Origin of the sequence: Rhodococcus sp. IEGM 27, from assembly GCF_033142305.1 — a bacterium.
GTDB lineage: Bacteria > Actinomycetota > Actinomycetes > Mycobacteriales > Mycobacteriaceae > Rhodococcus_F > Rhodococcus_F oxybenzonivorans.
In genome coordinates this window covers 1-14191 of the sequence record NZ_JAWLSG010000024.1, presented here as the reverse complement: position 1 = coordinate 14191, position 14191 = coordinate 1, and the positions used below count along the sequence as shown (strand labels likewise).

Annotated in this window: 7 protein-coding genes and 1 pseudogene; 4 read left to right on the top strand and 4 right to left on the bottom strand. The window is 64.0% G+C overall.

Annotation, left to right across the window (positions count from 1 at the left end; all coding sequences use genetic code 11):
* Positions 1–5313: non-ribosomal peptide synthetase (locus tag R4P95_RS33085; protein WP_317747308.1), on the bottom strand; the 5313-nt coding region annotated here is incomplete at its 3' end.
* Between the two features lie 229 nt (positions 5314–5542).
* The gene (locus R4P95_RS33080; RefSeq protein WP_213576324.1) at positions 5543–6640 is read right to left on the bottom strand and encodes a hypothetical protein; all 1098 of its coding nucleotides are present in this window, start codon (positions 6638–6640) and stop codon (positions 5543–5545) included.
* Positions 6641–6962: 322 nt separating this feature from the next.
* Here R4P95_RS33080 and R4P95_RS33075 point away from each other — a divergent pair, with 322 nt between their 5' ends.
* Positions 6963–8705: a sigma-54-dependent Fis family transcriptional regulator gene (locus tag R4P95_RS33075; RefSeq protein ID WP_317747310.1), complete on the top strand. Its 1743-nt coding sequence runs from the start codon at positions 6963–6965 to the stop codon at positions 8703–8705.
* 40 nt (positions 8706–8745) lie between these two features.
* Here R4P95_RS33075 and nudC read toward each other — a convergent pair whose 3' ends face one another.
* Both nudC and R4P95_RS33065 read right to left on the bottom strand, forming a co-directional pair.
* Positions 8746–9648: an NAD(+) diphosphatase gene (nudC, locus tag R4P95_RS33070; RefSeq protein ID WP_317747311.1), complete on the bottom strand. Its 903-nt coding sequence runs from the start codon at positions 9646–9648 to the stop codon at positions 8746–8748.
* Positions 9649–9719: 71 nt separating this feature from the next.
* Positions 9720–10463 (bottom strand): alpha/beta fold hydrolase, encoded by a 744-nt coding sequence (locus R4P95_RS33065; RefSeq protein WP_213575209.1) that lies wholly within the window; start codon positions 10461–10463, stop codon positions 9720–9722.
* Positions 10464–10684: 221 nt separating this feature from the next.
* On the opposite strand from R4P95_RS33065, the gene R4P95_RS33060 reads away from it, so the two are divergent.
* The 3 genes and pseudogenes from R4P95_RS33060 to R4P95_RS33050 form a co-directional block, all read left to right on the top strand.
* Positions 10685–11617: an alpha/beta hydrolase gene (locus R4P95_RS33060; RefSeq protein WP_213576322.1), complete on the top strand. Its 933-nt coding sequence runs from the start codon at positions 10685–10687 to the stop codon at positions 11615–11617.
* Positions 11618–11783: 166 nt separating this feature from the next.
* Positions 11784–13007: a CaiB/BaiF CoA transferase family protein gene (locus R4P95_RS33055; RefSeq protein ID WP_213576321.1), complete on the top strand. Its 1224-nt coding sequence runs from the start codon at positions 11784–11786 to the stop codon at positions 13005–13007.
* A 250-nt stretch (positions 13008–13257) separates the two neighbouring features.
* A pseudogene (locus tag R4P95_RS33050) lies at positions 13258–13578 on the top strand (acyl-CoA dehydrogenase); the annotation flags it as partial.
* Positions 13579–14191 lie beyond the last annotated feature (613 nt).

The window sequence follows — 14191 nt, the reverse complement described above, 5'->3', positions numbered from 1 at the left end:
CACCAACGACACCCCCGGCACCACACACCCCGTCGCATTCCACCCCCCCAACACCAACTCCCGCTCACCCGGCGCGAGGATGTCGATAGTGCCCAGTGCCGCAATCGGATCCGCCGTCACAGCCCGTAGAATTCGGAGGAAACGCTCCCCGAAGCCCACCACCGTCGGCCTGTCGAAGACATCCGTCGCGAATGTGAAGGTTGCGGAGATACCTGCGGGACTGCCGGATTCGTCGTAGTGCTCCGCGAGCGTCAACTGCAGATCGAACTGGGACACACCGGTGTCGACCTCGATGACCTCTGCGGTCAGTCCCGGCAGTTCCAGTTGAGCCGTCGCTGTGTTCCGGAATTCCAACATAACCTGGAACAAGGGTGAATAGCTGGTCGACCGGCCGGGATCGAGCGCCTCCACGACACTCTCGAACGGCACTTCCATGTGCCCGAACGCTCCGAGGTCGGCGTCCCGTGCACGAGAAATCATGTCGTCGAATGTGATTCCGGAATCCACGGCGGTTCGCAGAACCAACGTGTTGACGAACATCCCCACCAGGTCATCGAGCGCTGCTTCGCCGCGTCCCGCGATCGGCGTCCCGATCGCGATGTCGTCGGATCCGCTCAGCCGCGCCGCCAGCACCGCCAGAGCCGCGTGCATCACCATGAACATCGTCGCATCATGTTGACGCGCGAGCACCAGAAGCTCCCGATGTAGTTCCGCAGGCACCGAGAACGGGGCAACGTCGCCTCGCAGCGTCCGGTTCGCGGGTCGCGGACGATCCAAGGGAAGGGTTATCGCGTCGGGGAGGCCGGCGAGTGTCTTCTTCCAGTAGTCCAATTGCGCCGACATCACGCTCTCGGGGTCCTGATCACTGCCGAGGACGGCCCGTTGCCACAGGCTGTAGTCGGCGTACTGAACCGGGAGTGGGAGCCAGTCCGGCATCTGCTGGCGAACTCGCGCGGAGTACGCCACCATCAGGTCGTGTGCCAGCGGTGCCAGCGAAGCGCCATCCGCGGCGATGTGGTGGACCACGAGAAGGAGGACGTGCTCGTCGGGGCCGGTTCGCAGCAGTGCACCACGCACGGGTACTTCACCGCTGACGTCGAAACCCTGGTGAATCAGCGCGCCAATATGTTCGCGAACCTCGTGCTCGTTGTCGACGACTTTCGGCGTGAGGTCGGGAACCACCTGCGGCGCAGTCACGATCGATTGTTCCGGCCCTGCTGCCGAGTCCGGGTATTTGGTGCGCAGGGATTCGTGTCGTTCGATGACATCCTCGGCGGCGGCCCGGAGCGCCTCCACGTCGAGGGCGCCGGACAGTCGGACCGCCATGGGAATGTTGTATGCAGGCGAAGAAGGGTCGAACTGATTGATGAACCACACGCGCTGCTGCGCAAGCGAGAGGGGTATACGGTCCGGACGCTCGCGTGCGACCAGACTCGGGCGGTCGGTGCTCCGCACGTCCGCAGGCTCGATCCGCCCTGCCAACTTTTTCACCGTCGGGGCCTCGAAAAGGTCCCGGACACCGAGGTCGACGCTCAGCGCGGCATTGACGCGAGCGATTACTTTGGTTGCCACGAGGGAGTTTCCACCGAGATCGAAGAAGTCGTCGTCGACACCGATGTGCTCCACTCCCAGCACGTCCACGAATACCTGCGCGACAGTCTGCTCCACCGGATTTGCCGGTGCGCGACGCTCGGTGGCCGCGCCGCCGAATTCCGGCGCAGGCAGGGCCGCACGGTCGAGCTTTCCCACCCGCGTCAACGGCATCTCGTCCAGCACCATGATCGCGGACGGAACGAGGTGTCGCGGCAGCTGCTTTCGGGCATAGTCCATCACATCGGCAGTCGAGAGCCGCTGGCCGGGAACCGGCAGTACATACGACACGAGGACGGTGTCACCGGACGGAGCGGTCCGCGGTATCGTCACCGCAGTTCTCACCCACGGATGAGTGTGGAGAACCGTGTCGATCTCGCCGGGTTCCACACGGAACCCACGGATCTTCACCTGGAAGTCGCTGCGACCCACGTACTCGATCGTGTGATCGGCCCGCCACCGTACGACATCTCCGGTTCGGTACATTCGGCGGCCGGGGTCGCCGAAAGGATTGGCGACGAAGCGTTCCGCGGTCAGCGCCGGCTTGCCGTGATAGCCGCGCGCCAGCGCGTCACCCGAGAGGTAGAGTTCCCCGGCCACTCCGATCGGTACCGGTGTCATTCGCGCATCGAGGACCACCTCGTGGAATCCGCGGAGCGGACCGCCCAGGGTGATCGCTCCCGCAGGCGACATCGGTTCACTGATGTTCGCCATGATGGTGGTCTCGGTCGGTCCGTATGCGTTGCACAACCTGCGATCCGGGGCCCACCGCTTCACCAGCTCCGGCGGACACATCTCGCCGCCGAAAACCACGTCCTGGAAGTCGGTGAGTCCGTCCGGGTCGATGGATCCGAGCGCAGCGGTAGTGATGAACCCGTGAGTGACCCGCTCGAGTTTCAGGATCCGGGCCAACTCGGTGCCGCCGTATATCGTCGGCGGAACAATCACCATGGTGGCACCGGCACCGAAGGCCTGGAGATACTCGAACAAGGACGCGTCGAAGCTCGGTGTGGAGAAATGCAGGGTCCGTGAGGTATGCGTCGCTCCGAATCGGAGGCGCTGCTCCACGGCGAAGCTGTCCAGGCCACTGTGGGTGACCGACACGCCTTTGGGGAGGCCCGTCGAACCGGATGTATAGATCAGATAGGCCACGTTCTCCATGCGCAGCGGTCGCACCCGTTCGTTGTCGGTGACGGCGGACACCGGCAAAGCCGCACAGCGGGTACGGAACTCGGCGTCATCGAGGAGCAACCACGGAATTGAATCGGGCAGTCGGGATCGCTCGGCAGACACCGTCACACCCACGGCGACCCCGGAATCGGTGAGCATGTGCACGATGCGCTCGGCCGGATAGTTCGGGTCCACCGGCACGAATGCCGCGCCCGATTTCGCTACCGCCAGCATCGACAGAACCGACTCGATCGAGCGCGGCAAGCCCAGCGCGACAGCGTTCTCCGGACCGATCCCACGTGCGATCAAGACCCGCGCCACTTGGTTGGAGCGCTCGTCCAATTCTCGATATGTCACCTCGACGCCGCGAAAAGTGAGTGCGATGCGGTCAGGATGGTTTCTTGCTGCCATGTCGAACACTTCGGGCAGCGTGCGTTCGGATCGACCCGGCACTCCCGATACGGGGACGAGAGTGGCTCGTTCCGGGTCGGTGAGAATATCAATCTCGCCGACACCTGTCTCCGGGTTTGCGGTGACCGTCTCCAGGATGCGCCGAAATCGCATTCCGAGCCCGACCACCGTCTCCGGGTCGAACAGATCGGTGGCGAATCCGAGACTCACCGTGATTCCGGACGGAGTGCCGTCGGCATCGAAGAATTCTTCCGTCGCCACCCGAAGGTCGAATCGGCCGATCTCGGGCCGGACACCCTCCGGATCGTCGCGACGCTCGAGAAGCACCTGGACAATCGGCGAATATGCCGCGGAATCGCCGATCTCGAGCGCCCCCACCACCTGCTCGAATGGAACATCCCCATGTTCGAACGCTTCCTCTTCCACCTCGCGCACGTGGTCGAGCAGGGCGGTGAAGGCCAGGTCCGGTCGGACGCGCGTCCGCAGCACCACGATGTTCCGGCCGCCGGCCACGGCGGCAGTCGTCCCGACGGCCACATCCGAGGTACCGACAAGCCGGCTCAGGAGAACTGCCAGGGCTGCGTGCAGCACCGGGAAGACTGTCGTGCCGCGTTCCGATGCCAGCGCGACCACCCGGCGATGTGTTTCGGCACCGATCGGGAGTCCCACCCGGTCTTCCCGCAGGGATTGCACGGCGGGCCGGGTTCGATCGGAGGGCAGATTCAGCACCTCGGTAAGACCCGACAAGCGTGCTTTCCAGTACTCGAGGTGACCTGCTTCGAGGCGTAATCGCTCACCCATGCGGGCGGTCGCGCGGTGCACGGTCGACAGGGGCACGTGCGTGTCGACCGCGATGAACTCCTCGAGCAACTCGACGAATTGCCGGTGATGCGTGCGCAGCGCCGCGTCCTCGTACCGATCCGGATTCGCCCGGAAATCGACGGAGACGGCTGCCGGCGTGCCGCTGGAATACACGTTGACCAGCAGATCCTCCACCGGGCCCGAGGTGACGATGTGGTATTCGCCCACCAAATCGCCCAGCTGGACGTCGTGCGGGAAGAGCATGACGTTGACCATGGGCCCGTACAGCCGGGCGGCACTGCTCGCGCTCATGTCGCGGCGGATGTCGTCGATGCTGCACCTTTGATGGCGCAGCGCTCCCATCAGTTCACGCTGAACCCGCGACACGAGGGCCCCGACCGTGTCCCCTTCCTCGACCGAGATCGACAGTGGCGCGACATTGACCATCATGCCGCCGGAATTGCGCAGCAACGACGTGGTCCGGCCGGACAGGGGAACGTGCACGAGTACATCGGTTTTTCCGGTCAGGCGCGACAGGTAGCAGGCGAAGGCGGCGATGATGGTGGCTGCGGCGGCCGCCGTTGCCTGCCTGCCGGACCCGTGGAGGCCGGTCGTCGCCGCCTCGGACAGCACGGCGCTTTCGACTTTGCTCCTGGCCACGGCGGGCGCGGGCCGCTCGGCCAGGGTCGATCCCTCTACGGCCTCGATGCGTTGTGCCCAGTACGTCCGATCCGCCGTGTACCTATCCGAGGATCGATAGCGGGCGTCGATGTCGTACAGCTCGCGCAGGGTCGCTGCCCGACTCTGGTCCGGCTCCCGCGCGCTCACCGAGGCCGAATACCGGTGCGCGATGCGGCTGAGCATCGTCATGGCAGCGTATCCGTCGAGGGCGACGTGGTGGATGCGGCTGTACCAGAGGTAGTGCGACTCGCCCACACACAAGATCGACGTCTCGACCAGTCGATCGGCCTCGAGGTCGAGTGGGGTTCGGTAGTCCTTGTCCATCCAGTCGTGGGCAGCCGCGACCGGGTCGTTCTCGCCGCGGAAGTCGAGGAAGGCGATCGACGTGTCGGTCGTGTGGTCCACGTACTGCATCGGCCGGCCGTCGACCTCGACCACCTTCAGAAAGGGTGACTGAAATTCGCGACCGGCGGCGACGGTTTCCCTCCGCAACAGGTCGACGTCGAGGTCGCCGTGCAGCTCCACGTACTGCGCGATCGAAATCGGCACCGCGGGCTCGAGTTGCTGCGCGAACCAGGTGGCACGCTGCGCCGCGGACAGCGGGAAGAGTGCCGCGTCCGGATTGTGTGTCAGCGGGTTGGGCGTGTCGAGACGTTTCACGGCGGCTCCTCCGCGTACGGTATCCCCGACCGAAGAAATCGTGGCCGCGTCCGAACCTGGACACGCGCTTGTGTGAGGCGGACGCTTCTCCCCGCCCCCCGGCTCATCCGTTCGGCTTCACCACAAAACACAACACTTCATGCTTGCATAGCCGCGCGCCTCTTTTGGGCGGATTCGGCCGGTCGCGATGGCCGGTGTTTCAGGTCTGCTGAGCTGTGCAAACCCGCGATCATCCCGTTTCGTTCGACCGACTCCGCGTCTCCTCGACGCGTTGCCGCTGCCGGACCCCGTACGCCGCCTCCGTGACGGCGGCGTCGTCCTCGAGGCCCGACCCGAGCGCCCCACCGATGGTGGCGATGGACGCCAGCAGCCAGGCGAGCGTGAGGTAATCGGAGAAGTTGACCCCGTGCCCCAGAATGCGGGACAGCAGTTCCGGGGGAAGAGTGAGACACGCGGTGAACAGCAGCAGGCAGAACAGAGCCACGTGAAGGACGATCACGCCGATGACCAGGGTGACGACGGTTGCGGTGTTGTACAGCACCGAGCGGTCGCGTTCCTCCGGTGACTTAGGCCGCTCCCAGAGTTCATGATCGAGGATCAGCCAGAGAATCATCGCTACGATCGACAGGACCGTTGCCGCACTCATACGCCACGGACCCATCGTGTCGGCGAACATCCAGATAGTGCTGGTGGCCAACGCGACAGCACCAGTGGCGAAGGCGCCGACGAGGACCTTCGACAGTCCGGTGACCAAGCGCCACGGCCGGTTGGCCCGCACCATCCCCGACAGCAGTCGAAGTCGCCGCAGACCCGAGGGCGCGAAATACCGGATGCCGTCCTCGATCTGCACACACGGGAACCGTCGCGCCGCGCCCGGCGCCGTCAGTTCCGGTTCACCGAGGATGCGGGCGATCGCGAGTTCGGTGACGGTGCGGACGCGGCCCTCGATGTCGACTCCCCCCACCCCGACGACCGAGATGAGCGCAAACAGGTGGTCGGCGCTGACGTCGGCTATTACCGGCAGGGTGTCCTCGCGGCGCGGCAGATCGGTGAGGTACACGACGATGTCCTCCCCCTCGGAGGACGGATCGACCGCGTCGATGACATCTGCGAAATTCGCTTGCTCGTCTGAGAGGTAGGGCTTGCTTCGCACGCACGTCGTCCACCGGCGCTCGAGCCGGTCACGGCTCCGGAGGCGCTCCGGCAGGTACTCCGCGACGCGTTCCGCGAGAACCGCAGGCTTGCCCGGATCCGCGATCAACAGCACCGAAGCCCGCTCACCCGTGGAACCGGGTTGCCCTCTCTGCAGGTGGTCGTTCGCCTTCACCTCCTTCGCGTACCCGCTCGGTCCGACCCGAAACTAGTAGCGCGGTCTTTCCGCCGCACAGCAGTCACCTTCACACTGCCTCCGACTGCACCGGCTGGCTCGTGCGGGACTTGCAGGTGCCACCTGATCAGCGAGCGGACTGTAGCAAAACAGGACACTGCGACCGATGTGAGCCAAGTTACATTTACCGGGAGGAAATCAGCTCCGGAAATCCCCTGACCAGTTGTGTAAGGTGGTTATGAGTATCGACAAGGCGCGTCGCGAGCCATGGAACGAACGTGAACGATTCCGGACATCAGCGCCATCACGAGAGAATCAAGAGTTGAGCAATCTCCGACCCGAGATCGAAGCGTCGTGGCGACGGTGTGAAGTTATCGGCGTCTCGTCCGGCGATGACGATCTTCCCTACACGCCGGACGTGGATCGTGACAGCCGGTTGAGAAGAGCCGCCGATCCCGTGATCGACAACCTCGTCCTCCACCTGCTGGACGCCCCCGCGACCATCCTGCTGGCCGATTCCGCCGCGCAGATTGTCGACCGCAGGGCTGGCAACGCTGGGTTGCGAGCGCGTTTGGACCGCGCCTACGTGGCACCCGGATTCCGGTATGCCGAGGAGGACACCGGCACCAACGGGATCGGCACCGCGTTGGAGGAGCGACGACCGTTCCAGGTCAGCGGTGGCGAGCACTACCGTGAGGCGCTGCAGAGCCTGGCGTGCGTCGGTGTTCCTATCATCCATCCGATCACTCGCACCGTGGAGGGGATACTCGACATCACCTCCAACCTGTCGGATTCCAACGCGCTGATGGGCGCCCTGGCGAAATCAGCCGTTCGCGAAATTCAGTCGCGCCTCTATGCCGAGTCCTCCGATCGCGAGCAACGGCTTCTCCAGTCCTTCCTGCAGGCCTCTCGCCGCGGCTCCTCCGCAGTGGTGTCCTTGAACCAGGATGTCATCATGACCACTCCGATGGCCGCGCAGATCATCGACACGTCCGACCAAGCGCTCCTCTGGGATTGGGCATGCCGAATGCTCGCCGGCCGTGACGAATTCATCGGGGAAGTCAGGCTCGCCGACAACGTCACGGTATCCGCGACTGCACGTAGAGTCGGAGACTCCCGATCGCCGGCGGGCATCGTCATCGAGATGCGGCAGCATCTCCGCGATACGAAGAAGTCGTCCGCCCGTCAATTGGCATCAGCCTCCTCCGTCGAAAAACGCGCGGAGACTGTCAAGATTCCCGGCCGCAGCTTGTCGACGAAACGACTGCAGACCGAACTCGAGCGGCTCGCCTCGATCGACGCGCCTGTCCTCGTCACCGGAGAACCCGGCGTCGGCAAGTTCTTCGCCGCGAGCGCCCTCCACCGGATGCAGGATGCCGACGGCCGTTTCACCGTGTTCGACGCTGCTACCGCCTCTGTCGACCCCGACGCGTGGATTGCCGGACTGGTCAATTGGAACAAGGTCGACGGCGCCCTTATCATCCGGCACCTCGATCTCCTGCCGGAAAAACTGGTCCCCAACGTCTGCGCGGTCCTCAGTGAGGCAGTCGACCATCGCGCTCAGATCATTGCCACCGCCGGCGAAGCGATCCGTCAAGGTCCCGCCGGACGACTGTGCGATCATTTCATGCGCCGCATCGAGATCGATCCACTGCGACTTCGGTCCGAAGATATCGCTGACATCAGTGTCGCCCTACTACGTAAGCACTCCCCCGACCGCAACGGCCTGCGACTGCAACCCGCTGCTCTGCAACTGCTGGTCGCGCGGGATTGGCCGGGAAATGTCCGAGAACTCGAATCGGTTCTGGCGTCCTCGCTCCTGCGGGCGATGGGCTCCGACATCGGAGTGCAGCATCTGCCCGACGGATACCGCGACGGTGATCTACGCCGCCGAAATGCCTCGACGTCGCTCGAATTGGCGGAGCGTGACGCGTTGCTCAAAGCACTCGTCGAAACCGACGGCAACAAACTACTGGCTGCGCAACGCCTGGGAGTAGCTCGCTCCACCCTCTACCGCAAAATGCGCGCCCTGGGGATCGACGGAAGCCGGTTCCTTCCGCAGTAGCGCCAGTCGATGACGGAACCGTGCCGACCGAGACAGAGCGTCAGTCACCGGCTCGCGCCCACGCCTCGAGCATGCGCCTCGCAATCGAGGCTGCACCGGGCAACAACACGTGCGCATCCGACCGGCTCGTCCAATCCCCGGCAGCCAGAGCCTCCCGTACCTCCGCGCGGGTGCACCAGAGAGCTTCGCCGATCTCGCCATCCTTGAAGACGAGCTCGTCTCGCGGGTCGGCCGTCGCATGGAATCCGAGCATGAGGGAGCGCGGGAAGGGCCAGGGCTGACTTCCGACGTAGACCACATCGGAGACCGTGAGACCGACCTCCTCTGCAACTTCCCGTGCCACACAGCTTTCCAGAGACTCGCCCGCCTCGACGAATCCCGCGAGCGTCGAGAAATTCCGTGCCGTCCAGTTCGCCTGACGCGCCAGCAGTACTCGGTCTGCCCCGTCGTGCACCAGACAAATGATCGCCGGATCGGTACGCGGATATTCCTCCCGACCACACGCCGTGCACACGCGCATCCAGCCACCCGAGGTGATCGTTGCCGGCGCCCCATCCTTGACGCAGAAGGGGGCATCGTCTTGCCACGTCAGCAATGCCACCGCTGTGACATACCGGTCAGTGTCGGCAGCGTCGAGGAGTGCTCCGTGTGAGCGCAGGTCACCGACCTCGACCGCGGTTCCCGCAGAAGAATCCTCATCGGGGAACTCGTCGCGCACCGCCCACTCGTGGACCGTGCCACAGACGCCGAGCAACACGGCACGCGCGGGAGGCTCGGAGTACAGGTCGGCGGCCGGTTCCAGCATCAGTTGTCTGTCGACAAGCCGGACCTGACCGCGACCGTTCACGCGAAGTATTCGGGCATCCGGCCACGCCTCCACCCACGCGGTCGTGTCGTCACGCACCGAGACGGGACGGCTCACCGTCACAACGTGATTCAACATGGTGAGAATCCTCCCTGGATTCGTGACTCGAACGTGGCATGGTCGGAACCCGGGTTGCGTTCCCGGCCAGATCAGTACAGAGATTGCTCCGACAACGCCACCGTCTCCCGAGCGTTCTCCACCATGGGGTAGTGCCCGGCTTTGCCCTGAACGGTCTTCAGATTCCCGTTCTTCAACGCCGCCAACGTGTCCCCGAGGTATTCGGCCGTGACAAACGGGTCGCTTTCACCCACGATCAGGGTGGTAGGCCCCTCGTACGTGCCCATCCGGTCGAGGAAGTCGGGACTGGTCCAGTTCTTCAGGTAGGACTCCCACGTCGCCTGGTCCATCGTCGAGCGGTTGCGGTCGACCAGGTTCTTCAAATCTGTCTCGTCGATGTATGGCGCCAAGGCGCCCCGGATGGCTGCACCCGGATCTGCCCAGGCCGCGGCAAAAGATTCGTAGGTCGCCTGGTCGAGAGGGGTACCCGCCGGGGAGACGGGCGTCAGTGCGACGACCGAGGTCACGCGTTCAGGTGCGAGGGTCGCCACCCGAAGAGCTGTGGTGCCGCCCATCGAATGTCCGAGTACGGAAAAGGTCGACCACCCGAGCTGATCGGCGGCGCCGAGGGCGACCGCGGCCATCCCGTCGATTCCGTCGGCCGGTGCCTCGGGACGGTTCACCCCGTATCCCGGAAAGTCGACGTACGCGTAGGTGAAGCGGGACTGATCCGTCAGGGCGCGTGCGGTGAGCCACACGCTGCTGTCCAGTGCCCAGCCGTGCAACACCAAGACCCGATGATCACCGTTTCCTTCGATCGCTGCAATCGCGTTCATTGCCGTACCTCCCTGTCGGCGACGCTGAAACTCCAGCCGTCGGTTGATCACTCCGAACGAACCTAGAACCGCAGTAGGGCGTCTGCGTGTCCGATTGTGAAACACACCCACGCGGCGGATGCATGTGCCATTTTCGGACACTTTCCGCGCCGGACGCACCCATAGTGTGGCGCCACCTGCCTGCTGAACAGACTTGCCCATGACACGAAGGAGAACACACCATGGCACTCGATCCTGCGGTCAAGAATTTGATAGACACTCTGAACGAGCAGGGACTGAAGTCGTTCGAGCAGATGAGCATTGCTGAAGTCCGTGAGGTCGTCGAGTCCTTCAGCGGCCTCCAGGCACCGAAGGCAGACGTCGCGCGTGTTGTCGATACGGTCTACCCCGGACCCGGTGGCGATCAGGCAATTCGCCTCTACATCCCGGAGTCCGAAACTCCGCTGCCGGTCGTGGTGTACATCCACGGTGGTGGCTGGGTCGCCGGCAGCCTCGACGTCACCGAGCAGCCATGCCGCGCGCTGGCCTCCGACGCGCAAGTTATCGTCGCCGCACCGAGTTACCGGAAGGCACCCGAGCACAAGTTTCCTGCCGCACCCGAAGATGCGTTCGCCGCACTGAACTGGGTGATCGAGCACGCAGCCGAATTCGGTGGCGACAGCACGCGGGTAGCCGTCATGGGCGACAGCGCCGGAGGCAACCTGGCCGCGGTCACAGCCCTCCGAGCGCGCGACACCGGCGGCCCGGCATTACGCGCTCAGGTATTGATCTACCCGGTCATCGACGGCACGGCACGATTCCCGTCGCGCGAGGAGAACGCCGAGGGGTACCTGATCACCACGCAGGCGATCGACTGGTTCTGGGAGCAGTACCTGGCCACCCCGGAAGACGCTGAGAATCCGTATGCCTCCCCGGCCAAGGCTGCGGATCTGTCGGGGCTTCCCTCGACCCTGCTGTTACTCAACGAATACGAGGTCACTCGGGACGAGGGCGTGGACTACGGCCGGCGGCTGGCCGACCAAGGCGTCCCCGTGCAGGTCGAACTGTATGAAGGCCTTGTCCATGCCGTGTACTGGATGACCGGTGCCATTCCGCGCAGCGCTGAACTACACAGCGCCGTCGTCGAATTCCTCGGCAAGCAGTTCGCCGACTGAAACACTGCCGAGCGAGTACGCAACTGCCCCTAGAGGCTCCATTCCCTCCGAGTGGTCACCACCCAACGCAATGTTACGTATATCTGTAATAAACTCCTTTATTGCGGAAACCTACCCCGACTGTCATAGTCATAAAAATGCTTCCTGTGCAGCGAAAGAGGTTTCAGTGGAACTCACACCCGGCGCTCTCCATGGTCTGCGCGTCATCGATCTGACGACCGTGATCATGGGCCCCTTCGCCACCGCAACCCTCGCCGACATGGGCGCAGACGTCATCAAGGTCGAGAGCCTCGACGGTGACATGAGCCGAGATGTCGGTTCCCGCCGCCATGAAGGGATGAGCGCTCTGACACTCAACCTCCAGCGCAACAAGCGCAGCATCGCGATCAACCTTGCCTCCGAGGAGGGCCGCGAAATCCTCGACGATCTGGTGCGCAATGCCGATGTGCTGGTGACAAATCTACGGCCACGCTCCCGGCAGAAGTTGGGCATCACCTATGAGCGGCTCTCGGAGAACAATCCGGGACTGATCCTCTGCACCGCACAGGCATACGGCTCCGAGACCGCTTTTCGGGACTACCCCGCCTATGACGACATCGTGCAAGCAGCGTCAGGCGCCGCGAAACTCACGGAACTCATCGACGGTGAACCGCGTTATGCCCCATACGTCATCGCCGACAAGGTCGTCGGTCTCTACATCGTCATCGCCGTCCTCGCCGCCGCGATGGAGAAGAACCAAACCGGCCTCGGCCAGGAGGTCGACGTGCCGATGGTCGACGCAATGATCGGTTTCAACCTCGTCGAACACTTCGGTGGCCACACCTTCGCCCCGGCCGAAGGGAACTTCGGATGGGCGCGCGTGCTCACACCGGAACGAGTTCCACACCAAACAGCCGACGGCTGGATTTGCATCATGCCGTACTCGGCGAAGAACTGGAACGACTTCTTCACCGTCGCCGGGCGCGGCGACCTGGTGAACAACCCCCGCTACGCCTCGGTGAACGACCGCCACACTCACATGGGCGAACTTCTCTCAGCGATCCGAGAGGCCGTCCCGTGCCGAACCACCCAGGAATGGCTGACCCTGTGTGAGGCACACGGAATTCCCGCGTCCGACCTACTCGATCTCGCCCACGCGCACGAGAACCCCTACGTTCTGGACCAGGAACTGATCACCAAGCGTGAACATCCCACCGAAGGCGAGTATTACGCCACCCGCACTCCGTTCGCGATGTCGCGCACACCGATCTCGTTCAGCCGGCACGCTCCCCTGCTCGGCGAGGACACCTTCACCATCCTCGAAGATCTCGGTTACTCCGCCGATCGCATCCATGCGCTGGCCGATACATCCGTCGTCAGGGCGACGTCGCCTCAGGGGACCTCTTCCTGAACGGTACCCTCGCGCAGCAGCGCCCACGGGGCATCGACCAGGCCACGCCAGGGCTGGTAGGGCTCGAGTATGTCTCTGCCGTTCACTGCGTTTGCGGTCGTATAACGTTCGTGACGGCCAGTTCTCATAATACGGGCTGGACGAGACGGCAGGCAGGAATTGCCGAGTGTCCAGCTGACACCGTCTTGCGGATCGTCGACGGCACACGCGTGATGCGCTGATGTACCCACATCGATCCCGACTCGAGCGGTCGGACTCGCTGATCCGCCACCTTTTCCTGCGAGGCGCTCTCACCTGAGCGCCGCAGGTGTGTACTGCCCTCGACCGCATCCTCGCTCTCTTCGTCACGCACACCACCGAAGAAGTGCAATTCGGATGCCCTTGGGCCAGTTTAAAGCCGAGTGACGTCCTCGAACCCCTGATTGCCGTCGCCCGGTCGTGCGCCGGCCATATGGCATCGGTCGTCGTCCATCATGGCAACCAGGTACACGGCGCGATCGGCAAAACCCGCGTGGACGAGCTGCAGGAATCTACCGATCCCACCCTGGCGTGGCGCTCGGAATTCGGATCCGCCCACGACTAGGAGAAGAAAGAACTCCGTGGAAGCGTCAATTCACTTCCACGGAGTTCTTCGTTTCTCGGGCACGTCACTCGTCAGTGGAGGCGGCCGTTCGCTTCTCCCTGACGGTGTTGACTCCCCCCGTATGATCGGTCATCTGCTGAACCAGCGCCTGCAGGGCAGCGGGTATTTCGCGCAGCCTGTCGAGGCTGGTGCTGTCCCTCGCGCAAGAGCCTCGTGGCCATCCGTACCGAGTGAGGCGTATCGCTGCCACCCGGCCAGGAGCGCGCGCTTCGTCGAGCAGCCGCGTGCCACCGTCACCCGGGATGATTTCCACTTCACGAAGCTCCCTTTCACCGGCAACGGAGGTCGCACGTGGGGCGAGGTCGCATCTCGCACCGATGGCAGGGCAGTTTGCGGCTGTCTCGATGAACCCGTCGCCTAGAAAGAGGACTGGACGATCCATGAGTGTACTTCCCCTGTCTTCACTGCGATCGATCCTTCGCCTGGTGCCCGACCGGCACGAACTCGGCGGGGGGGGGGGGGGGGGGGGGTTGGGGTGTGTGGGTGTGTGGGGGGGGTGGTGTGTGGGGTGGGTGTGTGTGGTGGTGTGGGTGTTGGTGTT